The organism is Streptomyces sp. HUAS MG91 (assembly GCF_040529335.1).
Taxonomy (GTDB): domain Bacteria; phylum Actinomycetota; class Actinomycetes; order Streptomycetales; family Streptomycetaceae; genus Streptomyces; species Streptomyces tabacisoli.
The window spans coordinates 4453399-4474330 of the sequence record NZ_CP159534.1 but is presented as its reverse complement, the minus strand read 5'-3'; the positions used below and the strand labels follow the sequence as shown (position 1 = coordinate 4474330).

Below are 20932 nucleotides of genomic sequence, written 5' to 3'. Positions count from 1 at the left end.
GGCACCGGCGCGCGGGCCGGTGACGGCGGGGAGGACGGTCACGGATCAGCTTCCCGTCGGGCGGAAGAACTCGGACGCCGTGCGCAGGAGGATGCTGATGTCCCGCCACAGCGACCAGTTGTCGATGTACGCGTTGTCGAAGCGGCAGCGGTCCTCGATGGAGGTGTCCCCGCGCAGCCCGTTGATCTGGGCGAGCCCGGTGATGCCGGTCGGCATCCGGTGCCGCTCGCTGTAGCCGGGGTGCGTCTCGCTGAACTGCACCACGAAGTAGGGGCGTTCGGGCCGCGGCCCGACCAGGCTCATGTCGCCGCGGAACACGTTCCACAGCTGGAGCAGCTCGTCCAGCGAGGTGCGCCGCAGGAACCGGCAGAACCACGGCATCCGGTGCTCGTTGGCGACGCTCCACCGGGTCGCGGACTCCAGCGGGTCGGCCGGGCGGTGGGTGCGGAACTTCAGCAGCGTGAACGGGCGGCCGTCCTTGCCGATGCGCTCCTGCCGGAACACCACGCCGGGCCCCTCGCTCAGCCGCAGCCAGACGGCGCAGGTCAGCAGCACCGGGCTGGCCAGCACCAGCAGCAGCGAGGAGATCGCCAGGTCGAGCGCGCGCTTTCCGGGGTGCCGCGGGAAGGGCGGCGCCACGAGCGGCCGGACGGGGAAGCCCGCCAGCTGCCGGCCCGGGGCGCGGTACTGCGCGACGTACGGCGACGGCTCGGGGTCCAACTCCCAGATCTCGCAGCGCAGTTCGCTCAGGCCGCGCAGCCAGGGCAGGTGTTCCGGCGCGCCGGCGCTGCCGAGGACGATCGCGCGCCGGACGCCGTTCTGGATGACCGCGCGCCGCATGTCGCCGACGGTCGTCAGCACCGGCAGCGGCGCCGCCGGGTCGTCGGCGCGCGGTTCGGCCGCGCTGTCGCTGACGACGCCCACGAGATTGACGCCGCTGCGCGGGCTGCGCTGGAGCGCGGCCGCGACCCGCGCGGCGGTCTGCTCCGGCCCCACCAGGAGCGTGGTGCAGGGCCGCCGGACGAGGGTCACGCGCCGCCGCCAGTAGACGAGGGAGCGCCCCAGGAAGGTGAGGACGCCCTGCGCGGCGAAGCCGGTGAGCACCGCGTGCGGGGAGACCCGCTCCAGCGGCGGCAGCGTCGCCAGGGCCGTCAGCACGCACCACGCGACCGCGAGCCGTCCGGCGACGGCGGGCAGGTCGTCGAGCATGTACCGCTCGTCGAAGCGGCGGTACAGACCGGCGTTGCGGTACAGGGCCAGGACGAGCACGACGAACCCGGCCACCAGCAGCGGGTGGCGCTGTACGGGCGTCAGGACGAGGGTGCCGAGCAGTGCGGCGGTGGCGTCCGTCGCGAACAGGAAGGCCCGCGAGGAGTGCCCCTGCGCGGGGCCGCCGATGAAGGTGATGCGGTTGCTGTTCGCGGTGCGCTGCGCGATGACGGTGGCGAGCGGGCCGGTGTCGTCCACGGCGTGCCGCTGGGCGGCCGAGGAGGCCACGGTTCGTTCCTGGGTCACGTCGCGATCGGCTCTCTGCACTCGGAGGTCTCCAGACCCAGAAGTTCGCGATAGACGTCCGTGACGGCTCCGGCCGTCCGCCGTACGTCGTGGTGCGCGTGCACATGGCCCTGGGCCTGCCGGCCCAGGTCGCGCAGCGCGTCGGCGTCGCGCAGCAGCCCGGTCAGGGCGCCGGCGAGGGCCGCGGGGTCGTCCGGCGGGGCCAGGCACCGGCGGGCCAGTGGGGGCGGCAGGCTCTCGCGGGCTCCGTCCACGTCCGTGAGCAGCACCGGCTTCCCGCAGGCCATGGCTTCCAGCGGAGCCAGCGCTATGCCCTCCCACCGCGAGGGCAGGACGACCAGGTCCGCGGCCCGGTACCAGGGGGCGGGATCGGCGACCGCCCCGGCGAAGCGGACCGACGGCGGTGCCGCGGCCCGCAGCGGGTCCAGGTCGGGGCCGTCGCCGACCAGGACAAGCCGCGCCCCCGGCACCGTGGCGAGCACGTCCGGCCATGCCTCGACGAGGACGTCCTGGCCCTTCTGCCGGCACAGCCGTCCCACGCACACGACGAGCGGGCCCGCGCCGGCCCCGGCCTCCGCGGCGGGCCCCTCGGGGCGGAACCGCTCCAGGTCGACGCCGTTCGGGACGAGCCGCCACGGCGCCTCGATGCCGTGGCTGCTCCCGGTGCGCTGTTCGGCGCCGCTGACGCAGATCAGCCGGGACGCCCAGCGCGCCCCGCGCCGCTCCCAGGTCAGGGCCAGCCGGGCGCCGAGCCCGCCGACCGCCTCGAACGACCAGGCGTGCGGCTGGAAGACGGTGGGGATCCGGCCCCGTACGACGAGCCGGCTGACCAGGCCCGCCTTGGCACTGTGCGCGTGGATGAGCTGCGGCCGAACGCGGCGCACGAGCCGGGCCAGCCGGCGGCACTCGCCCGGCACCTGCCTGCCCGGCGCGCGCGAGGCCTCCCACTCCAGGACCTCGCAGCCGAGGGCCGCGAGCCGGCCGGGAAGCTCGCCCGAGGCGGGGCAGGCCACCGACACCTGCATCCCCGCGGCGCGCTGCATGCGCACCAGGTCGGCCACCACACGCGCCACTCCGCCGTCGACCGGTTGGGTCACGTGCAGAACGTGCGGCGGCAAGGGTGCGGACGTCACATGCATCGCCTCTTTTGGCAGAACTGAGAGAGAGCGGCTGGGTCGGGTCCGGCCTAGGACCGGGCGTCGACCGCGCCGAAGAGCACCCCGGCCCAGGCCGGGTCCCCGGTCGACGCCAGCCGGAAGTCCAGCGCGTCGCCGCCGCGGGCCACGGCCCGGTCGAGCGGGAACACGTCGGAGTCGTAGCCGAGGGTGTTGTCGTGGGCCGGGACGCGCTCCGGCTGCGTCCCCGGCTGGCCGATGGTCGAGTTGAGGACGTCGTCCGCCGGGTTGGCCCCGTCGGACAGCGCCACCGGGCGGCCCCGGCCGGCCGAGACGGTCAGGGAGTCACCGGTCCGGCCGCGGTCGCCGTTGTAGGCGACCAGGCCCGCGTAGCCGCGCGCCCCCTCGGGGAACGCGGCCGGTACGTGCACCTTCTGGGCGGAGGCGGCACGGGTGAACGTGTCGAAGCCGTCCCGCAGGAACAGATGGCGCAGCGGCTCGGACGGCTTCTCGTACGCGGCCACGAGCGTCCACCCGCCCCAGGCCCCGGCGGCGGTCCGCCCCATGGCGACGTTCAGCTGCGCCACGGTGTAGAGGCCGGACCCGCTGGAGCGCACCAGATCGGTGACGTCCGCCGAGGCCTGGTAGGCGTCCGCGCCGTTGGCGACCCGGTGGCCGACCACGGTGTCGGCGAGCACCTGCTTGTACTCGCCGCCGGGCTCCGAGACCAGGACACGGCCGTTGTCGCGCGGGGGCTTCTGCTCACCGACGCGGAGGTTGCCGCCCCAGTACAGGCGCGCGTAGGTGACCCGCGCCCCCTCGGGGACGCGGACCTCCGCGCGGGTCGAGTTGTAGGTGTTCGGGTCGCGGTCGACGTCCGTGTAGAACATGTCGAAGTCGCCGTTGGCCGCCGTCGCGCCCGCCCGCGCCTCGGCGCAGCCGACGTTCTTGGCCGACGCCGCGCCCCGGCACGTGATGGCGGAGTTCGCCGCGCGCACGAAACCGCCGTGCAGCACCGCGTCGTAGCGGCTGGTGAACGGGAGGGCGGGCTTCTCCGCCGCGGGCTCCGGTGGTGCCGAGGGGCTCGCCGACGCCGTCTGGCACAGCGGGGGCAACACCGCCAGCGACAGCAGTCCCACCGTCAGGCGACGCAGGAAACAACCTTTCGAATTACGCATGGCCGGCGTCCCTTTCAGGAATGAGGCAGACGCTCTACAACACCCGGGAAATAAGAAAGTCACACTTATCCAACCGCGGCACGGAGGCCAGACCCCTTGCACAGGGGGCGGCCCACAATAGCGGCCAGAAAGTGAGTTCCACTTCATACACGATGTGTGTTGGAGTTGTGAAATTACCGGTCCCCCGGTGTCGACACTCCGCGATCCACTTCAACGAACCAATCGGTATTCACTCTTTCGGAGCCGAAACTCTCTGGCGCGTCGTCCGTTGCACACGAGCCGGGCGCCTGTCCCGGCCGTACGGAACGACCCAAGGAGCATGTTCATGTCGCGTACCGCGAAGGCAGTCGTCTTCTCCGCCATGGCCGCCGCCGCCGTGGCCGGCACCGCCGGCATCGCCGCCGCCGACAGCGGCGCGCAGGGTGCCGCCACCAACTCCCCCGGCGTCGTGTCGGGCAACGTCGTGCAGGTGCCCGTGCACGTGCCGGTCAACGTCTGCGGCAACACCGTGAACGTCATCGGTCTGCTGAACCCGGCGTTCGGCAACAGCTGCGTCAACAGCTGACCCACGGAGCCTGACTCTTCCTCAGCCGCCCCTTCTCCAGGGGCGGCTGCTTCGTTGTCTGCCCCATTCGGACGCAGCGGCCCGCAGGCGGCCGCAGGGGCCCGACCAGGGAGAACGGCACCGACACGGGGCGATCCCGTCACGCAGGGCGGTCACTCGGTTGCGGGTTGTCGTGAGGCATCTCACGGTGATCTCAAGCACCAACACGCCCTCGAAGGGGAAAGAAATGCCTGCTCTGCCCGTACGGCGCATCGCGACCTCCGCTCTCTGCGCGTCCCTCCTGATCGGTGCGGCGGCACCCGTGTTCGCCGCGGACTCCGCCGACGAGCGCGCCAGCCGCACGGTTGTGTCATCCACCGCCGCTCCCGACGCCGCCACCCTGCTCAACCAGGTCAAGACCCTCCAGGACACCGCCGGCGTCATGACCCCGGTCACCGGCCTGCTCGACGCCGTCCTCAAGACGAAGGACGGCAAGCTGCCCGCGGACGAGGCCCAGAAGCACGCCGACGCGGTCAAGTCCGCCATCGACACCGCGAAGGAGCAGGCCGCCGCGGTTCCGGTGCCGAAGGCTCCCGACGCGGCGGTTCCTGACGACGCGAAAGCACCGCCCGCCGTCAAGGACGTCCAGGCGGAGGCCCTGACCGCGCTCCAGGCCGCGGTCGACGCGCTGGTGAAGTCCGCGACGTCCGGCGACGTCAAGGCGCTCCCCACGCAGGCGCCCGCCGTCGTGACCGGCCTGGTCAACGTCCTCGCGGCCACGCTCCTGAGCGGCGCGCTCCCGGCCCCCGACCTGCCGGGCCTGCCCGCGCTGCCGCAGCTGCCCGCCGCGACCACGCCGTCGCTCCCGGCGACCCCGTCCGTCCCCCAGGCCCCGGCCGTTCCTCAGACCCCGGCCCTCCCGCAGGCGCCGGCTCTCCCCCAGACCCCCGCCACCTCGTAACCGCACCCGCGTTCGCAGCCCGCCCGGGGCAGGTCCCACGACCTGCCCCGGGCGGGTTTTCGAGCTGCGCACGTTAATTCATATTTACGCCGAGGAACCGTTCTTTCGAGTGGGGATCAATGAACCGGCGCATTCCGGAGTTTCCGTCGGCGAAGACGGTCGTTGAGCAAGAAGAAGCCGAACACCGCACATTCAGAATGCCCCGCGGTGAATATTCCATGCCGATGACGGAATAGTCATCGAGGAAAGGATAAACAATGAAGTCTTTGAAGGCCGCTGCCGTTGTCGCCGGTTCCCTCGTCATCGCCGGTGCCGCCGCGCCCGCCTTTGCCTCGGACCTCGCCCCCACGAGCCTGAACGGCGCCCTGGACACCATCGCCAGCCAGCCGACGCTCGACGCCCAGCCGGTCAGCAGCAACCTGCTCGACCCGAAGGGCGGCGCGGTGGACACCGTGACGGGCGCCACCGACCAGCTGAACCCGGGCGGCGCCGCGGCCCCCACCGACCTGCTCGGCGGTCTTCCGCTCGGCAAGTAATGCCCCTGGTCCGTTGATCCGAACAGGCGAAGGGTTTACGAGGGTGTGTCTTTCCGGCGTCTCCCGCGAAGCACGCCCATACGATCCCGGAAACCCCCCGACGGAAGGTTCGTGAAAATGAACACTGCCAAGAAGGCCGCTCTTGTCCTTGCCACCGCCGGCCTCGCGGCGGGTGCCGCTTCCGGTGCCGCCTTCGCCGACGCCGGCGCCGAGGGTGCCGCGGTGGGCTCGCCGGGCGTCGCCTCGGGCAACGTCGGCCAGGTTCCGGTGCACGTTCCGGTCAACGTCTCCGGCAACACGGTCAACGGCATCGCCGGCCTGAACCCGGCTTTCGGCAACACCGCCGTCAACAACTGACACGACGCCGCGTTTTCCCCGCGCACGTCGAGCCATGTATCGAAGGCTGGTTCGGAACTCAGGTGTTCCCGGACCAGCCTTCGGCGTTCTCCGACATCAATTCGAGTGCCCCGCGTTCCACCAATGGAGTGACAGCGCCGCAATGGACGGCCGTTGTCTCGCTAGGCTTCCTCGGTGACTTCAACGTCGAGTATTGACACCACGTTTCGGGCAGCGGATCTGGGAACCCTCGCTGTCATCGCCTGGAGTGGGGAACACGTCGGTGAGGAAGACGACATGCCTTTCCTCCTCGCCTACTCCATGGGGGATTCCCCGGCGGGCCCCGAGGGCGCGGAGACGGCCGTGCGGGCGCTCCTGCTCAACAACGGGCTGACCCTGGGCACCACGGTCCACGACGGTTCCCGGCATCCCAGCTTCCCGGTCTCGCTGCTCGTCGAGGCGGGCCAGGCCGTCGTCACGATGCCGATGCTGAACGCCCAGTGCCAGGTGCCCCCCGAGTGGCTGGAGGCCGCCGACGCGCGGGGCAGCGCGTACTTCGTCTTCACCACCCGCCCCTGGCCCACCGCTCCCCCCGGACAGCCGGTCGCCGAGGGCGAGCTGGAGAAGTTCGCGGGTGCCGAAGAGACCCTGACGGCGGCCGCCCACTGCATTCTGCCCATCCGCCGCATCCGCGGCTGAGCACCGACCGGTCCGGACCGCACACACGCGACCGCGGTGCGGCGGTGGCCGGCCGTGTCGACGGCCCGCCCCGCCGCACCGCGGCGCACTGCTTCCCTGTGGCTCGGTCAGCCGAGGCCCAGACCGAGGCCGAGACCGAGGTCGAGACCGTGGTGGTGCCAGTGGTGGTGGCACTCCCAGTCGTCACCGCACGGGTGGGCGGCGGCCACCGACCGGGCGGGGGCCTGGGTCGTGGCGGCCTGCGCGGCGCCCGAGAGGGGCACGAGGGCGGCGGCGGCGATCAGGGCGGCCACGGAGGTCCGCCGGACGATCTGCTTCATGGGGGAAGTCCAATCTGTGGTACTTCGGGACACGAACGACGCTAATGCCGCACTCCGCACTTGTCGCGCCGAGCGTCACATTTCGTCACTCTCCGTGATTTCCCCTGGTCGCCCCCTGCCCGGATCAGGAACACGACGGGTGATCGGTTCCGCAGCGTCCGTGGACCGTGAGGAGGTAGCGGGCCTTGAACCGCAGCGCCTGCGGGTCCAGCGGCGTCGTCAGCACGTCCGCGACCTCCAGCTCGGCCGCCTCGACCACGAATCCGGCCAGATACCGGCGGTCGGACACCGTGATGACCGGGATGCAGCGCATCGGGCCGATCCGCCGCATGTACCGGACGACCTCCAGCCGGTCCGCTCCGGGCCGCCCGAGCACCAGCACGACCAGGCCCACACCGCCCCGTATCAGCGTCTTCAGCGCCGCGTCGTTGGAGGAGACGCCGGCGGTCGGGACGTCCAGCGGGACGAGCGCCGCCTCCAACGCCTTGATGCCCCAGGCGCATTCATCGATCAGCAGAATTTTCACCTTGGAAGACCTCGATCTTCTCCCCCGCGCCGACAGATTGATTGTCCTTCAGATCGGCGGTCCGGGAGGTGCACTATCTGCGGATTAGTCCCGCCGAGGGAATTCTGCACTGATACGCAAGAAGGTTCGTTACCCCTGATGCGTCATCAATCCCGAATGGAAAGAGACAGCATCCGAAATGAGCATCAAGGTACGAGGAACGATCGCTGTGCTGGCCGGCTGCATCGCCGCCGCGGCCGGGGCCACCCCCGCCGTCGCGTCGGCGAACGTGCCCGTCGAGGTGCCCCTCGGCGGCGTGGAGAGCGCACTGCACATGGACGTACCGGAGTTGAGCACCGCGGTGCCGGTCCCGATGCCGGGGGCGCCCGAAGGGCCCCGGTACTCGCAGGACCACGTCCTGCCGCAGCACGCGCTGCCGCGGCTGCCGGTGAGCAGCGAACTGCCCGCCACCGACGCCGATGTGCCGGTGCCTCAGCTGCTGCCCTCCGAGCGGACCGACCGGCTCGGGCTGAGCACCGAGGGCACCCCCGTGCACACCCTGACGCCGGGCGCCTCCGTGAACCCGCCGCTGAGCGGCCCGCGGCCCGAACGGCTCGGGCTGCCCGAGGTGTCGGCGCCGCAGGCCGCGCTCGGCACCCCCGACGTCCAGGCCGAGCCGGGGGCCGACCTGGCCCTGGGCTGATCCCCCGAGGGGCCGGTCCCCGGCCCCCAGACCTCCAGGAGGACATGGTCGTGAATCCCCAACTTCCCCTGCCCACGGGCCGGGCGCCGGGTGCGAGAGCACTGCTGACCCGGCGCGGCGCGGGCCTGGTCCTTCTGGGGGCGCTCTCCACCGCCGTCGCCGTCGTACGGATGCGTCCCCGCCCGCAGCGCTCCGACCCACGGGCCGGAGCGGCCGCGGCGCCCGAGGTGTTCGACGAGATGTACCGGGGGCGGCGGATCACGGGCAGCCGGGCCGCCGGGGCGGGCGGCGCCTGGCAGGTCATGGTGGACGGCCGGCCGCTGCACCTCATGCGCCGGGCCGACGGCTCGTACCTGAGCATGGTCGACCACTACGACTCGTACGCCACCCCTCTCGCCGCGGCGAGGGGGGCCGTCGCCGAGCTCGGCGGCCAGGAGCTGCGCGACCACGCCGGGGAGGTGTGAGCGCCGATGGTGCACACCCGGCAGAACCAGAACACGCTCACCAAGGCGCAGAAGCGGCGCTTCGTGGACGCCGTGCTTGCGGTCAAGAAGAGCGGCCGCTACGACGACTTCGTGCGCACGCACATCGACTTCTACCAGGGGGACGGTGACGGCGGTCTGCGCGTCGCGCACATGACGCCGTCGTTCTTCCCCTGGCACCGCAAGTTCCTGCTGGAGTTCGAACGGGCCCTGCAGAAGGTGGACGCGGGGGTCACGGTCCCGTACTGGGACTGGACGGCGGACCGGACGCCGGCCGCCTCGCTGTGGGGCGAGGACTTCCTCGGCGGCAACGGCCGCGGCGGAGACCGGCGGGTGACGACCGGGCCGTTCGCCCGCGCGCACGGCCACTGGACCGTCACGGTGGCCGTGACCGACGGCGACTTCCTGATGCGGGACTTCGGGCGGCCGCAGGCCCCGCTCGAGCTGCCGGACAAGGCCGAGCTGGAGTCGGCGATGCGGGAGTCCGCGTACGACGCGAGTCCCTGGAACTCCACGGCGTCCAGCGGGTTCCGCAACGCGTTCGAGGGCTGGCCCAGCCGCCTCGGGGACCGCACCTGGTACAACCACAACCGGGTGCACCGCTGGGTGAGCGGCCACATGCTGGGCGCCGGTTCGGTGAACGACCCCGTGTTCTGGCTGCACCACGCCTTCGTCGACCTGTGCTGGTCGCGGTGGCACGAGCGGCACCCCGACGCGGCGCCCTATCTGCCCGCCGAGCGCCCCGGCCTCGGTGACGCGCAGCGCAAGAAGATCCTGATCGCGGGCGACACCATGACGCCCTGGAACACACCGATCCGCGACATGCTCGAACACAAGAGCCTGTACCGGTACGTGTGACCGTCGCGGGACGCACGAGGGCCCCCGGCACCGTGTGCCGGGGGCCCTCGTCGGTCCGCGTACGCTGCGATGCGTCAGCCGCCGTAGCCGGCGTCGCCGCCGTCGCTGTTCACGCAGGTGTTGCCGAACGCCGGGTTCAGCAGGCCGATGACGTCCACGGTGTTGCCGCAGGCGTTGACCGGAACGTGGACGGGGACCTGGAGCAGGTTGCCCGACAGGACGCCCGGCGAGTTGGCGGCAGCGCCCTGGGCACCCGCGTCGGCCATGGCCAGACCGGCGCCGCTGATCACCACGGCACCCGTGCCGAGGGCGACAGCGGCTGCCTTCGCGATGCGAGACATCACGTTCTCCTTTTGCTTGGCAGTGCGGCCGCGTGGTCGCAGCCGTCGGCCTGTTCAACGGCCACGCCCCATCAGCAGTAACGGCTTTTACGTGGATACATCCTGAAAAGGGCGGGAATCCGGCGGCACCCGTTCCGCGATCCGTGCGTCAGAAGGCCGGGACCACCGTCTTCTTGTCGTACACGCCGCCCCGGCACATCTGCGTGCCGCCGCCCGCGTCGCCGTCGTCCTCCCAGCGCAGGACGCCGCCGCCGGCCTGGCATTCGGCGGGTGCCAGATAGTCCAGGTCGAAGTGCGGGCGGCGGACGTAGGCGAACCCGGTGTCCGTTCCGCCGGCCGCGGGACCGGCGCCGGTGACCCGCTTGACGCACCGGTAGGCGTCACCGCCGCCGAAGACGCGGAACGCCGGGACGCCTCCGCGCGCCCGGCACTGAGCGGCCGTCAGCAGCGCCGGCGGGTCGTGGGTGTCCGCCGTCGCGGGGGACGCGGTCGCCAAGGGCGGGGCCAGGGCCGCCGCCACGAGCAGGACCGCACACCGGGTGAGGAACATGTATGGGTACGCCTTTCCGTCGCCCCCTCCCCCACAGTGCACCAGGAACCAGACGGGCGCCCTCTCGTTTCCCGGGTGTCCCCGGTGTCCCGGGGAGTCGCCCGCAGCGGAGGAGGACGTATGAAGGTGGTCTGCGCCGGCGGAGGGCCCGCGTCGCTGTACTTGTCCATCCTTTTGAAACTGCGGGACCCGCGACGCCACGTCACCGTCCACGAACGGAACCCCGCCGGGTCGACGTACGGCTGGGGCGTCACCTACTGGCCGGACATGCTCGACACCCTCACGGCGCACGACGCCGAGTCCGCGCGCGCCATCGAGGAGCACTCGGTGCGGTGGACCGACGGCGTGGCGCACATCGGCGGCCGGACCACGGTCCACCACGGTGACACGGGCTTCGCGATCGGCCGCCACCGGCTGCTGGAGATCCTGGCCGGCCGGGCGTCCGAGCTCGGCGTCGAGCTGTCCTACGGCCGGACGGTCGCCCCCGGCGACCCCGACCTGGACGGCGACCTGGTCGTGGCGGGCGACGGCGCCCGCAGCGCGCTGCGCGACGCGCACCCGGAGCACTTCGGCACCCGGACCGTGCCGGGGCACAACCGGTTCGTCTGGCTCGGCACGACGCAGGTCTTCCGGTCCTTCACCTTCGCCTTCGTGGAGAGCGACCACGGCTGGATCTGGGCCTACGCGTACGGCTTCGACGGCGAGCACAGCACCTTCATCGTCGAGTGCTCGCCCGCCACCTGGAGCGGGCTCGGCCTCGACGCGCTGGAGCGGGACGTCGCCCTGAAGCTGCTCGCGGACCTCTTCGCCGAGCCGCTGCGCGGGCACCCGCTGATCGGCCGGACCGATGTGGACGGGCCCGCGCAGTGGCAGCGGTTCGGCACGGTCACCAACCGGACCTGGTCCCGCGGCAATCTGGTCCTGCTGGGCGACGCCGCCCACACCACGCACTACTCCATCGGCGCGGGGACCACCCTGGCGATGCAGGACGCGATGGCGCTGGCGCGGGCCCTGGACGGGGACGCTCCGCTCGCCGCCGCCCTCGGCCGCTACGAGCGGACCCGGCGGCACGCGCTGCTGCCGTTGCAGAGCGCGGCCCGGCTCAGCGCCGGCTGGTACGAGAACCTGCCGCGCTACGTCCATCTGCCGCCCGCCCAGATGTTCGCCCTGCTCGGACAGCGCCACTCCCCGCTGCTGCCGCACGTACCGCCGCGGCTGTACTACCAGGTGGACCGGGTGGTGAACGGAACCGGAGCGCTGCGGTCGCTGAAGCGCCGGCTCGGGCCGCGGCTGGCCCGGTTCCTTCAGAAGGACTGATTCCCCCTCATTTTCATTGCACCGGGATAACGGTCCGTTCTTCCGGCCGCCGCACTTCGTTGAGCAGGCCATGGAGATGAAGAGAAACGATCCGACAAGCATGTCGAATGCTCCGTCGCATCCTCCGTCGGACACTCCGATCTACGAGACCGTGGTGCGCCTGTGGCAGGCCCACGGAAGGGCGGTACCAGGGCCTCCACCGGCCCGTCCGGTCCGGCCCGCGCGCGGCTGGGTGCGGGTGGACCAGGCGCCGCACCGGGGGCGCTGACCGTCCGCGGGACACGCCCGCCTACGGCTCAATTCGCCGTCCCGCGCACCCGGCGGCGGTGTGATTGACGCGTCATATTCCCCTCACCTTTTAGGGAGAAACGATGCGTCTTCGCGCATTCGCAGCCGCCACGGTCCTGGCCGGGACCGCGGTTCTGGGTTCCGCTGCCGTCGCCTCCGCGCAGGACGGTCCCGACGGGGCCACCGCCGCCGGGTTCGCGGCGAACAGCCCCGGCGTGCTGTCCGGCAACGTCGTCCAGGTGCCGATCGACGTTCCGGTCAACGTCTGCGGCAACTCGGTCAACGTGATCGGCCTGCTCAACCCGGCGTTCGGCAACGCCTGCGTGAACGGCTAGTTCCACGAACGCGTGTGCCCGGGCCGTCGGGCCCGGGCACACGCATCGGGGGGAACGCTCATCGGACGCGGCGCGCGGGCAGCGCGGCGAGGCGCAGCAGCTGCTCCAGCGGGCCGCGCCGGAAGCGGGCGGTCCACAGGACGGCGAGCAGCAGCGCGCCCGCGATGAAGGCGAGCAGCATGGGGAGCGCCGCCATCGTGTCGCTGTCGGCCGCGGGCACCGACCACACGTCGGTCAGCAGCCAGAGCGCGACGATGTGCAGGGCGTAGACGGTCAGCGCCATCGTGCCGACCGCGGCGACGGGCGCGAGGGCCCGGGTGAGACGCGGCATGCGGTCGACGACGGCCAGGCAGCCGGCCAGGACCACCAGCGCCACACCGGTGTTGCCGACGATGGAGAACGTGGTCTGGCTGTGCGGCGCGGCCACCAGCAGCCAGTCGAGCGGGGTGCTCGCGGCACCGTAGGGATCGCCCACCGTGTCGGACCACCAGGCCGAGGAGGCCGAACCGCCGTCCGTGGCCGAGGCGATGAGGCCCAGCGCGCCGGGCACCAGGCGCAGGGCGAGCCAGGACAGTCCGTAGCCGAGGACCGCGAGACCCGTGCCGGTCAGGGCGAGCCGGGCGCGGACCCCGGGGCGGGTCAGATCGAGGCGGGCGACCGCCATGCCCGCGAGCAGGAACGGCGCCCAGGTGAGCGCCGGGTACTCGCCGGTGAACAGCAGCTCGACGAGGCCGTCCGTGCCGGTGAGCCGGGCCAGCGGGTCCCAGGAGATGAGCGTGTCTCCCCAGCTCCCCTCGTCGAGGGCCACCCGTATCGCGTAGAGGATCTGCGGCAGAAGCAGTGCGCCGGCGGCGGCGAGGAGCGCGAGTGTCGCGGCCCGCAGCCGGTACAACGGCAGGAGCAGCAGGAAGAGCAGTCCGTAGAAACTGAGGATCACCTCGATGGTGGTGTCCAGCGCCGTCAGGGCGTAGCCGAGAGCGATGAGCAGTACGGAGCGGATCACGACCCGTACGACCGCCCGCCGGCCGGCCCGGCCCCGGCGCGGGCGGGTCCTGCCCATGATGATGACCAGCGAGAACCCGGCGAGCACGCCGAACAGCGTGGCCGAGCGGCCGCGCGCCGCCTCCATCAGGAAACCCACGGGCCCGCCCACCGAGGGCTCGGGACCGACGTGGACCGCGTACATGCCGAACACCGCGAGGCCACGGGCCAGATCGACGCCGACCAGACGACCTGTGCCCGTGGCCGGGGTCGGGACCGGGGGAGAGGCGGCGGCGGAGGAGAGAGGAGAGGGGACCGCCGCCGCCTCGCGCAACGCCGCACGCGGCGGGACCGGAGAGCCTTCGTCTGTCATGCCTCCCAGGGTTCACGCGGCGGCCCGCCGCCCCCATCCGCCGACCGGCCGAAGCCGCCCCGGCCGGACGGCGGGAGCCCGCCCGCCGACCGGCCGGATCCCTGCCGTCCACCGGCCCGCGTTCCCGCGAACACCGCAGACGGCCGCCCGCGCGCGTGGTACCCATCGGATGACGGCCCATGGCGAGTGGAGCGCGCATGATCCGGGTTCTGGTGGTCGACGACGAGGCACTCGTCCGTACGGGCTTCACGCACATCCTCGACGCCACCGGGGGCATCGAGGTGGTGGCGGCCGTCTCCGGCGGCCAAGCCGTTTCGTCCGTACGGGAGTTGGAGCCGGACGTCGTGCTCCTGGACATCCGGATGCCCGACGTGGACGGGCTGACCGTACTGGCCGAGCTGCGCCGGCTGGAGAACCCGCCGGTGGTGGCCATGCTCACCACGTTCGACGCCGACGAGTACATCGACGCCGCGCTGCGGTCGGGCGCCGCCGGGTTCCTGCTCAAGGACACGGATCCGGAGCAACTGCCTTACCTGATACGGACGCTGGCCGAGGGCGGGACCGTGCTGTCCTCGCGGGTGACGCGCACCGTGGTGAACGGCTTCCTGGACCAGGGCGGCCGCGAGCCCGCCGCCGCCCTCCTCGTCGGACGGCTGACCGAGCGCGAGCGGGACGTCCTGGTCCTCATGGCCGAGGGGCTGGCGAACGCGGACATCGGCATCCGGCTGCACCTGAGCGTCGGCACGGTCAAAGGGCACGTCAGCGCCCTGCTGGAGAAGCTGGAGGTCGGCAGCCGGGTGCAGGCGGCGCTGCTCGCCGAGCGCGCCGGGGTCCTCTGGCGCGGCCGGGACCGCGACCGGGGCGACCGGTGAAACCCTCCGACGCGGCGCTCGTGGCCGCCGCCCTGGCGGACGTGTGGCTCAACGTCGACCGCGAGGACCGGAGCTCCGTCGCCGTCGCGCTCCTCGCGGTGGCCGCGCTCACCCTGCGCCGGCACCGGCCCCTCGTCGCCTTCGTCCTGACCCTGCCCACCGCCCTGCTCACCGACGCGGTCTTCGCCACCCTGGCCGCGCTCTACACGCTCTCCTCGCTCGCCCGGCACCGCAGCCTCCTGGTGTGCTGCGCCCTCGCCTTCGCGGTCGCCGACTTCATGCCCTGGCCGTGGTCGAACCTGGAGACCGGGGACCTCGGCCGGCCCCATGTCCTGGTCAACATCACGTACACCCTCGCCACGGCCGCCGCGCCGGTCTTCCTCGGCCAGCTCGTGCAGGCCCACCGGGAACTCTCGCTGCGCCTCGCCGAGATCACCGAGGCCCGCGAGCACCAGCAACTGCTCACCTCCCAGGCGGTGCTGGCGAAGGAGCGGGCCCAGCTCGCCCGGGAGATGCACGACGTCGTCTCGCACCAGGTCAGCCTGATCGCGGTGCAGGCCGGAGCGCTCCAGGTGGGCAGCCGGGACGCCGACGCGCGGGCCGCCGGTGCCACGATCCGGCGGCTCAGCGTGCAGACCCTGGACGAGCTGCGCCACATGATCGGCGTGCTGCGCGCCTCGGGCAGCCGGCCCACCGAACTCACCCCGCAGCCCTCCCTCGCCGACCTCCACCAGCTGATCGGGGCCAGCGGGATCGAGACGGAACTGGTCACGAACCTCTCCGGCGAGCTCCCTCCGCGACTCCAGCGCGCCGTCTACCGCACGGTCCAGGAAGCCCTGACCAACGTCCGCAAGCACGCCCCCGGCGCCGCCGCCACCGTCCGCATCCAGCGCCACGGCCCCCGGCTCCGCGTCACCATCACGAACACCGCCCCCACCCGCCCGGCCCTGCGCCTGCCCGGCGCCCACCACGGCCTCATCGGCCTGGGCCAGCGCGCCGAGCTCCTGGGCGGCAGCGTCACGTCGGAGCGAACGCCGGAGGGAGGGTTCGCGCTGCGGCTGGAGCTGCCGACGGGGGGTGCGGGCTGAGGACGCCGAAAGCCCAGCCAGGCAACCGCCTGAGCTGGGCTTTCTCTGTAGACCGTGTGGGACTCGAACCCACAACCAATGGATTAAAAGTCCACTGCTCTGCCAATTGAGCTAACGGTCCACGCGTCGGCACGGGCCGACGCACCCCCGAGCATAGCCCGCCGGGCCCGGAACACCGATCGGGTATCGGTGTTCCGGGGCGGGTCAGGAGCGGCGCAGGAACCAGTGGCGGGCCGAGGCCAGCCACCACACGCCCGCGAAGCCGAGCACGACGAGCACCGCGATCGGCGCGTAATTGAAGGTCTCCCAGGTCACCGGGGAGACCTGCGGAAGCATGAAGAGAACGGTGATCACGGCCACCCAGGTCACCGCGATCACGCCCACCGCACCGGACCAGCGGCCCAGGTGCCACGGGCCGCGTTCGAACGCGTCGCCCTTGCGCAGCCGCAGCAGTGTCGGGATGACGTAGGCGATGTAGAGGCCGATGACCGCGATGGACGTGACCGCCGTGTAGGCCGTCACATTGATCAGGTACGGCAGGCCGAGGACGAGCGCACCCGCCGCCGCCAGCCAGACCGCCGCGACCGGGGTCCGGGTGCGCGGGCTGACCGTGTGCCAGACGCGGGAGAACGGCAGGGCGCCGTCGCGCGAGAAGGCGTAGATCATGCGGGAGTTGGCGGTCACCGACGCCATGCCGCAGAAGAGCTGCGCCCCGATGACGACGAGCAGCAGCAGCTTGCCCGCCGTGGCGCCCAGCGCGTCGAGCAGGATCTGCGCCGGGGGCGCGCCCGTCGGTGACGTGAGGGCGCCGCTGTACGACTGGATCGCGAAGGTGAAGCCGAGAAGCAGGACGAATCCGGCGATCCAGGACGTCCAGATCGACTGGACGATGCCCTTCGGGCCCGCCGTCGATGCGTCGTGCGTCTCCTCGGTCATGTGGGCGGAGGCGTCGTAGCCGGTGAAGGTGTACTGGGCCATGAGCAGCCCGATCAGCACGACGTACGCGCCACTGCCCCAGCCCGTGTTGTTGACGAACTCGCCGAAGACGAACGAGGCCGACTGGTGGTGGTCCGGCGCGAAGGCCAGGGCGCCCACGATCACCGCGACGCCGACCACGTGCCACCACACGCTGACGGAGTTCAGGAAGGCGACGATACGGACGCCGAAGGTGTTGAGCAGGCCGTGCAGGATCAGGATCGCCGCGAACAGCAGGATCGTGCGGCCCGGCGTCACCTCGAAGTCGAACTGGAGGTTCAGGTACGCGCCCAGGAAGGACGCCGCGCCGAAGTCGATGCCGGCGGTCACGGCGACCTGCCCGAGCACGTTGAACCAGCCGGTGAACCAGGCCCACGCGGCCGCGCTCTTCTCCGGCGCGAGGCGGTGCGCCCAGAAGTACAGGCCCGCCGACGTCGGATACGCCGAGCAGATCTCGGCCATCGCGAGCCCGACGAAGAGCGTCATCAGGCCGACCCCGACCCAGCCCCAGGTGATGAGCACCGGGCCACCGGTGTTCATGCCGAACAGGTACATCGTCAGGCAGCCGGAGAGCACCGAGATGATCGTGAAGGAGACCGCGTAGTTCGAGAACGCGGACATCCGGCGGGCCAGGACCTGCGTGTACCCGAGCTGAGCGAGACGTTCCTCGTCGGAGCCGGGCTGTGTCGGGGGCGGTGTCGGGGGCGGTTTCACGTCAGCCTCGTCGCCTGCTTCTCTTGTCATGCCCCCAGCGATTCCCTCGCCGGGGGCATGACATGCTCCTGATCAAGGTCAGGAGTGGGGGGTCAGGAGAGACCGCCCGCGTAGTTCGTGTAGCCGTCCCAGACCTGCGCACGGGACGAGAACGAGCCCTTGCCGTCGCCCAGATTCCGCCAGACGCGGCCCGACGTGTCGTACACCAGCAGGTCGTTCTTCCCGTCGTAGTTGAGATCGCCGATGCCGATGACCTTGCGGTACGAAGAGCCCCACTTGGTGAAGACCGTCTTGCGGTCCTTGAGGGTGCCGTCCCCCGCTCCCTCGTAGCGGTACAGCGTGCCGTTCGTGCCGCGTGTGAGGACATCGCCGACGCCGTCGCCGTTCAGGTCGCCCGCGCCCAGGATCTGGTTGTACGTCTTCCAGGCCGAGCGGATCTTCTTGCCGGAGCCCAGCTTCCCGGCTGAGGTGCCGGCGAAGACGTACATGTCACCGGTGGACTTCTTGCGGGCGAGCAGGTCGGGACGGCCGTCGCGGTTCAGGTCACCGGCCCACGTCAGGTAGTCGTACGCGGTCCAGCCCGTGCCGAGCGAGACGTGCGGGCTCTTCGTGCTGACCGCGCCGGAGCAGCTGCCGTCGTAGCGGTGGAGCGTGCCGGACGAGGTGCGCACCAGGACGTCGTTGCAACGGTCGCCGCTCAGGTCGCCGAAGGGGAAGAAGCGGTTGCCGGTCGGCCAGCCGGAGCTGGAGGACGACCACATGCCCGCGCTGCCGTGGAACTCGTCGGCGTGCAGGGTGCCCTTCGAGCTGAAGGAGTACAGCTCGCCGAAACCGTTGCCGTCGTAGTCGCGGTACGTGGTCTTCGCGCCCGCGACCTCCGTGGTGCCCGACCGCACCGTGCGGTACCCGTCACCGGCGTCCGCGGCGAGGGAGAAGGTGTAGCGGCCGCCGTCCACGACCGAGCCGTCGTCGCGCTTGCCGTCCCAGGTCAGGGCCAGGTGCGCGCCTTGGGCCTTCCCCGTGGTGACGGTGCGGGCGGTGCGCCCGTGCACGTCCTTGAACGTCAGCTTCCAGCGGGCGGCGGGGCGGCTGAGCTGGAACGCCCCGTGCCAGATGTTCTGCTCGGCCTCGCCCGTCCAGCCCAGGTTGATGAAGTCGTCGGTGGTCGACTCGACCGACGCGACCGGGGTGCGCGGCACTCCGGTGGGCCGGATGTGGATGCGTTGGTCGCCGTCGGCCCAGACGACGGTGCCGGTGTACCGGTCGACGTCCCAGGTGATGTGCCGCTGCGTCGGCAGGTCCCCGGCGGGCAGGTCGGCGACGTCGCGGGTGGTGACGGAGGTGCCCGCGCCGCCGTGGAAGTCGGTGAGGAGCAGCTTGCCCACGCCGCCGCGGTCATGGCGGACGAGGAAGCCGTCGCCCAGCAGCGACTCGCCGCCCGAGGGGACGGTGATGTTCTTGCCCACCGTCAGGTCCCACACGCCGGCCTTGCCGGTGGGGCCGCAGTTCCAGTAGAGCCAACGCCCCACGGCCTGGAGCTCCTTGGGCACACAGCCGGAGCCGAGCTTCACGTCGGCGGACGTCTTCTTCGTCTTCAGGTCGTACGCGTTGACACTGCCGGTCGTGGTTCCGGGCTTCCACTGCTTGGTGCCCCACAGGGCGGCGGCGGAGGCCGTGCGGGTGTGGATGATCTCGTCGGCGGAGTTCTCCTCGCTGTCGGCGATGTACTGCTTCTTGGTGGCGGCCGACTCCATCAGGACGTACCGGCCGGAGATGTCGGCGATCCGGGCGTCCGTGACCCCGGGCAGACTGACCAGGTCGAAGGTGCCCCCGTCGATCGGGAGGTGGACCGAGCCGCCCGTGGAGTAGCCGGTCTGGCCGTTGCCCGTGCCGTACAGTGCCACGCACTTCGAGCCCGTCGCGCAGTTCGCGTAATAGCTGCCGATGATGTGGCTCAGCGCGCGCTCGCCCGGCCTGCCGGAGGCGTCCAGGTCATACGTGTACAGGCCGAGCTCCGAGTCCCCCTCGTTCAGGGACGCCACGGACAGCCGGCCCGCGGCGACGGACAGACCATCGATCTCGGCCGTCACCGGTGGCACCTCGCGGACCACGGAGGAGCCGCCGTCCGGGGTGTACCGGCGCACCGCCCAGTCCCCGGCACCGCTGCCGCCGACGGCGAGGACGCTGCCGTCGGGGGCCGTGGCGAACCGTTCCCCGGTGTGCGCGAGGAGTTCGGTGGCGCCGCCGCCGATCGTGACGCCGTACAGCTTCTGGCCCTGCGAGTAGGTCGGCTGGGCCTCGCGGTGGGAGACCAGGATGCGGTGGCCGGCGAGCGCCATCGACGCGTCCGGCGTGGAGGTGGAGCCCGTCGGACCCGGCACCGTGGTGCGAACGACCGGGGCGTCGGCACGGCCGCGCTCGGTGGTGAACGCGGTGAGCGCGGCGGGCTTGTAGCCGAGCACCGTGTCCTTCGACAGGGCGAAGGCGGTGGGCAGTTCGCTCCGGGAGAGCGAGGCGAAGACCTCGGTGACGGCGCCGGTGGAGTAGTCGACGGCGTAGAGGTGGGTGCCGTCGGCGCCGCGGAACTTCAGCACCGCGCCGTGCCGGTCCTGAGCGGCCAGACCGGTGATGACCAGCCCTGCGGGCAGCTGGGTCGTGGCCTTGTCGGTGCCGTCCGCCGCGATCAGGTGCACCTCGGTCGTGGCGCCCTTGACGGTGTCGTTGACCAAGGTCATCAGGACGGATTCGTTGTACGTGTTGTACCAGCTCTGCCCGGTCGGCACGGTGAACGAGGTCTTGTCCCCGCTGCCGAGGTCGGTGACGGTCACCGCGCGGGAGGGGGAGGCGGCCCGGATCGCGCCCAGCCCGGTGTTGAGCGTACCGTTGGCCACCGCCCGCGCGGCGTCGGAGGCGCCGTCGCTCCACTGGACGCCGCTGGTGCCTTCCTGCATGTGGAGGTACCCGGACTCGCCCGCGGTGTACAGCTGCTCGGACCGCGGCAGGAAGCGGGGCTGCGCGGCGATCACCGACTCGGCGGGCCCGTCGGCGGCACCTGCCGGAGTTCCGGCGGGCAGCAGCAGCGCACCGGCCATGGCGACCACGGCACCGCCCGCGAGCGCGCGCGTACGTGCCGGTCTCTTCTCTACGCCCTTCAAGGGCCCTCCCCGAAACGAGCGCGCGGCACCACGGCACGGCGCGTCTCCAGAACTTCGGAGGGTGTGGGGCCCCTCGGAACAGAAGTGATTGCCCGATGCACGGGCCCCCGGAGCTTAGCAGCGTGAGCACGACAAAGCGGGCCCACTCCGAGGAGTGGGCCCGCTTCGGTGGATCAGGGCCGGTCGGTGCC

General features: G+C 71.8%; 22 protein-coding genes and 1 tRNA gene. 12 read left to right on the top strand and 11 right to left on the bottom strand.

Translation table 11 applies throughout. From position 1 onward, the window contains the following. Window positions 1–45 precede the first annotated feature (45 nt). The 3 genes from ABII15_RS20345 to ABII15_RS20335 are packed head-to-tail and all read right to left on the bottom strand — an operon-like array spanning window position 46 to window position 3808. Window positions 46–1515, bottom strand: a complete 1470-nt coding sequence (locus tag ABII15_RS20345; RefSeq protein ID WP_353943751.1) for a sugar transferase — start codon at window positions 1513–1515, stop codon at window positions 46–48. Beyond that, window positions 1512–2654: a glycosyltransferase family 4 protein gene (locus tag ABII15_RS20340; protein ID WP_353943750.1), complete on the bottom strand. Its 1143-nt coding sequence runs from the start codon at window positions 2652–2654 to the stop codon at window positions 1512–1514. Before ABII15_RS20340 ends, ABII15_RS20345 begins: the two co-directional genes overlap by 4 nt. Before the next feature lie 47 nt (window positions 2655–2701). Beyond that, on the bottom strand, window positions 2702–3808 hold the full coding sequence (locus tag ABII15_RS20335; protein WP_353943749.1) for a DUF3344 domain-containing protein: 1107 nt from the start codon (window positions 3806–3808) through the stop codon (window positions 2702–2704). 325 nt (window positions 3809–4133) lie between these two features. On the opposite strand from ABII15_RS20335, the gene ABII15_RS20330 reads away from it, so the two are divergent. The 5 genes from ABII15_RS20330 (at window position 4134) to ABII15_RS20310 (ending at window position 6884) form a co-directional block, all read left to right on the top strand. Continuing rightward, window positions 4134–4373 carry a chaplin gene (locus ABII15_RS20330; RefSeq protein ID WP_351449776.1) on the top strand — a complete coding sequence of 80 codons (240 nt, stop codon included), beginning with the start codon at window positions 4134–4136 and terminating at the stop codon, window positions 4371–4373. A gap of 226 nt (window positions 4374–4599) precedes the next feature. Beyond that, entirely contained in the window at window positions 4600–5313 is a 714-nt protein-coding gene (locus ABII15_RS20325; protein WP_353943748.1) for a hypothetical protein, read from the top strand. A gap of 257 nt (window positions 5314–5570) precedes the next feature. Beyond that, complete coding sequence (locus ABII15_RS20320) at window positions 5571–5849, top strand: hypothetical protein (RefSeq protein ID WP_353943747.1); 279 nt, start codon at window positions 5571–5573, stop codon at window positions 5847–5849. Window positions 5850–5966: 117 nt separating this feature from the next. Then, complete coding sequence (locus ABII15_RS20315; protein WP_353943746.1) at window positions 5967–6206, top strand: chaplin; 240 nt, start codon at window positions 5967–5969, stop codon at window positions 6204–6206. Between the two features lie 174 nt (window positions 6207–6380). Next, complete coding sequence (locus tag ABII15_RS20310; protein ID WP_353943745.1) at window positions 6381–6884, top strand: DUF5949 family protein; 504 nt, start codon at window positions 6381–6383, stop codon at window positions 6882–6884. Window positions 6885–6991: 107 nt separating this feature from the next. Here ABII15_RS20310 and ABII15_RS20305 read toward each other — a convergent pair whose 3' ends face one another. Together ABII15_RS20305 and ABII15_RS20300 are read right to left on the bottom strand one after the other, a co-directional pair. Further along, window positions 6992–7204, bottom strand: coding sequence for a hypothetical protein (locus ABII15_RS20305; RefSeq protein ID WP_353943744.1), 213 nt, complete (start codon window positions 7202–7204; stop codon window positions 6992–6994). A gap of 124 nt (window positions 7205–7328) precedes the next feature. After that, window positions 7329–7730 (bottom strand): response regulator, encoded by a 402-nt coding sequence (locus tag ABII15_RS20300; protein WP_353943743.1) that lies wholly within the window; start codon window positions 7728–7730, stop codon window positions 7329–7331. 178 nt (window positions 7731–7908) lie between these two features. On the opposite strand from ABII15_RS20300, the gene ABII15_RS20295 reads away from it, so the two are divergent. The 3 genes from ABII15_RS20295 to ABII15_RS20285 are packed head-to-tail and all read left to right on the top strand — an operon-like array spanning window position 7909 to window position 9752. Next, window positions 7909–8412: a hypothetical protein gene (locus ABII15_RS20295; RefSeq protein ID WP_353943742.1), complete on the top strand. Its 504-nt coding sequence runs from the start codon at window positions 7909–7911 to the stop codon at window positions 8410–8412. A gap of 44 nt (window positions 8413–8456) precedes the next feature. Next, on the top strand, window positions 8457–8876 hold the full coding sequence (locus ABII15_RS20290; RefSeq protein ID WP_353943741.1) for a tyrosinase family oxidase copper chaperone: 420 nt from the start codon (window positions 8457–8459) through the stop codon (window positions 8874–8876). Between the two features lie 6 nt (window positions 8877–8882). Continuing rightward, complete coding sequence (locus tag ABII15_RS20285) at window positions 8883–9752, top strand: tyrosinase family protein (RefSeq protein WP_353943740.1); 870 nt, start codon at window positions 8883–8885, stop codon at window positions 9750–9752. 74 nt (window positions 9753–9826) lie between these two features. Here ABII15_RS20285 and ABII15_RS20280 read toward each other — a convergent pair whose 3' ends face one another. Further along, a complete protein-coding gene (locus ABII15_RS20280; protein WP_353943739.1) occupies window positions 9827–10093 on the bottom strand; it encodes a chaplin in 267 nt (88 codons plus the stop codon). A gap of 148 nt (window positions 10094–10241) precedes the next feature. Further along, on the bottom strand, window positions 10242–10643 hold the full coding sequence (locus ABII15_RS20275) for a hypothetical protein (protein WP_353943738.1): 402 nt from the start codon (window positions 10641–10643) through the stop codon (window positions 10242–10244). 120 nt (window positions 10644–10763) lie between these two features. Here ABII15_RS20275 and ABII15_RS20270 point away from each other — a divergent pair, with 120 nt between their 5' ends. Beyond that, window positions 10764–11960 (top strand): FAD-dependent monooxygenase, encoded by a 1197-nt coding sequence (locus ABII15_RS20270; RefSeq protein WP_353943737.1) that lies wholly within the window; start codon window positions 10764–10766, stop codon window positions 11958–11960. Window positions 11961–12331: 371 nt separating this feature from the next. Further along, entirely contained in the window at window positions 12332–12583 is a 252-nt protein-coding gene (locus tag ABII15_RS20265) for a chaplin (protein ID WP_353943736.1), read from the top strand. A gap of 58 nt (window positions 12584–12641) precedes the next feature. Here the strand turns inward: ABII15_RS20265 and ABII15_RS20260 are convergent, their stop codons facing one another. Beyond that, window positions 12642–13937, bottom strand: a complete 1296-nt coding sequence (locus ABII15_RS20260; protein ID WP_353943735.1) for a DUF418 domain-containing protein — start codon at window positions 13935–13937, stop codon at window positions 12642–12644. A 197-nt stretch (window positions 13938–14134) separates the two neighbouring features. Here ABII15_RS20260 and ABII15_RS20255 point away from each other — a divergent pair, with 197 nt between their 5' ends. Both ABII15_RS20255 and ABII15_RS20250 read left to right on the top strand, forming a co-directional pair. Continuing rightward, window positions 14135–14809, top strand: coding sequence for a response regulator transcription factor (locus ABII15_RS20255; RefSeq protein ID WP_353943734.1), 675 nt, complete (start codon window positions 14135–14137; stop codon window positions 14807–14809). After that, window positions 14806–15897, top strand: coding sequence for a histidine kinase (locus tag ABII15_RS20250; protein WP_353943733.1), 1092 nt, complete (start codon window positions 14806–14808; stop codon window positions 15895–15897). Before ABII15_RS20255 ends, ABII15_RS20250 begins: the two co-directional genes overlap by 4 nt. A gap of 48 nt (window positions 15898–15945) precedes the next feature. Here the strand turns inward: ABII15_RS20250 and ABII15_RS20245 are convergent. From ABII15_RS20245 to ABII15_RS20235, 3 genes are all read right to left on the bottom strand, one after another. Next, window positions 15946–16018 (bottom strand) — tRNA-Lys (locus ABII15_RS20245). Between the two features lie 83 nt (window positions 16019–16101). Then, the gene (locus ABII15_RS20240) at window positions 16102–17616 is read right to left on the bottom strand and encodes an amino acid permease (RefSeq protein ID WP_353943732.1); all 1515 of its coding nucleotides are present in this window, start codon (window positions 17614–17616) and stop codon (window positions 16102–16104) included. Window positions 17617–17678: 62 nt separating this feature from the next. Next, entirely contained in the window at window positions 17679–20741 is a 3063-nt protein-coding gene (locus ABII15_RS20235) for an FG-GAP-like repeat-containing protein (protein WP_353943731.1), read from the bottom strand. Window positions 20742–20932: the final 191 nt, after the last annotated feature.

Bases quoted from the DNA above. Each gene is read 5' to 3' on its own strand.
- ABII15_RS20305 (WP_353943744.1), bottom strand. From the start codon at position 7,204: ATGAAGCAGATCGTCCGGCGGACCTCCGTGGCCGCCCTGATCGCCGCC.
- ABII15_RS20325 (WP_353943748.1), top strand. From the start codon at position 4,600: ATGCCTGCTCTGCCCGTACGGCGCATCGCGACCTCCGCTCTCTGCGCG.
- ABII15_RS20290 (WP_353943741.1), top strand. From the start codon at position 8,457: ATGGTCGTGAATCCCCAACTTCCCCTGCCCACGGGCCGGGCGCCGGGT.
- ABII15_RS20285 (WP_353943740.1), top strand. From the start codon at position 8,883: ATGGTGCACACCCGGCAGAACCAGAACACGCTCACCAAGGCGCAGAAG.
- ABII15_RS20340 (WP_353943750.1), bottom strand. From the start codon at position 2,654: ATGCATGTGACGTCCGCACCCTTGCCGCCGCACGTTCTGCACGTGACC.
- ABII15_RS20280 (WP_353943739.1), bottom strand. From the start codon at position 10,093: ATGTCTCGCATCGCGAAGGCAGCCGCTGTCGCCCTCGGCACGGGTGCC.
- ABII15_RS20265 (WP_353943736.1), top strand. From the start codon at position 12,332: ATGCGTCTTCGCGCATTCGCAGCCGCCACGGTCCTGGCCGGGACCGCG.
- ABII15_RS20320 (WP_353943747.1), top strand. From the start codon at position 5,571: ATGAAGTCTTTGAAGGCCGCTGCCGTTGTCGCCGGTTCCCTCGTCATC.
- ABII15_RS20275 (WP_353943738.1), bottom strand. From the start codon at position 10,643: ATGTTCCTCACCCGGTGTGCGGTCCTGCTCGTGGCGGCGGCCCTGGCC.
- ABII15_RS20255 (WP_353943734.1), top strand. From the start codon at position 14,135: ATGATCCGGGTTCTGGTGGTCGACGACGAGGCACTCGTCCGTACGGGC.
- ABII15_RS20240 (WP_353943732.1), bottom strand. From the start codon at position 17,616: ATGACAAGAGAAGCAGGCGACGAGGCTGACGTGAAACCGCCCCCGACA.
- ABII15_RS20270 (WP_353943737.1), top strand. From the start codon at position 10,764: ATGAAGGTGGTCTGCGCCGGCGGAGGGCCCGCGTCGCTGTACTTGTCC.
- ABII15_RS20295 (WP_353943742.1), top strand. From the start codon at position 7,909: ATGAGCATCAAGGTACGAGGAACGATCGCTGTGCTGGCCGGCTGCATC.
- ABII15_RS20330 (WP_351449776.1), top strand. From the start codon at position 4,134: ATGTCGCGTACCGCGAAGGCAGTCGTCTTCTCCGCCATGGCCGCCGCC.
- ABII15_RS20315 (WP_353943746.1), top strand. From the start codon at position 5,967: ATGAACACTGCCAAGAAGGCCGCTCTTGTCCTTGCCACCGCCGGCCTC.
- ABII15_RS20260 (WP_353943735.1), bottom strand. From the start codon at position 13,937: ATGACAGACGAAGGCTCTCCGGTCCCGCCGCGTGCGGCGTTGCGCGAG.
- ABII15_RS20335 (WP_353943749.1), bottom strand. From the start codon at position 3,808: ATGCGTAATTCGAAAGGTTGTTTCCTGCGTCGCCTGACGGTGGGACTG.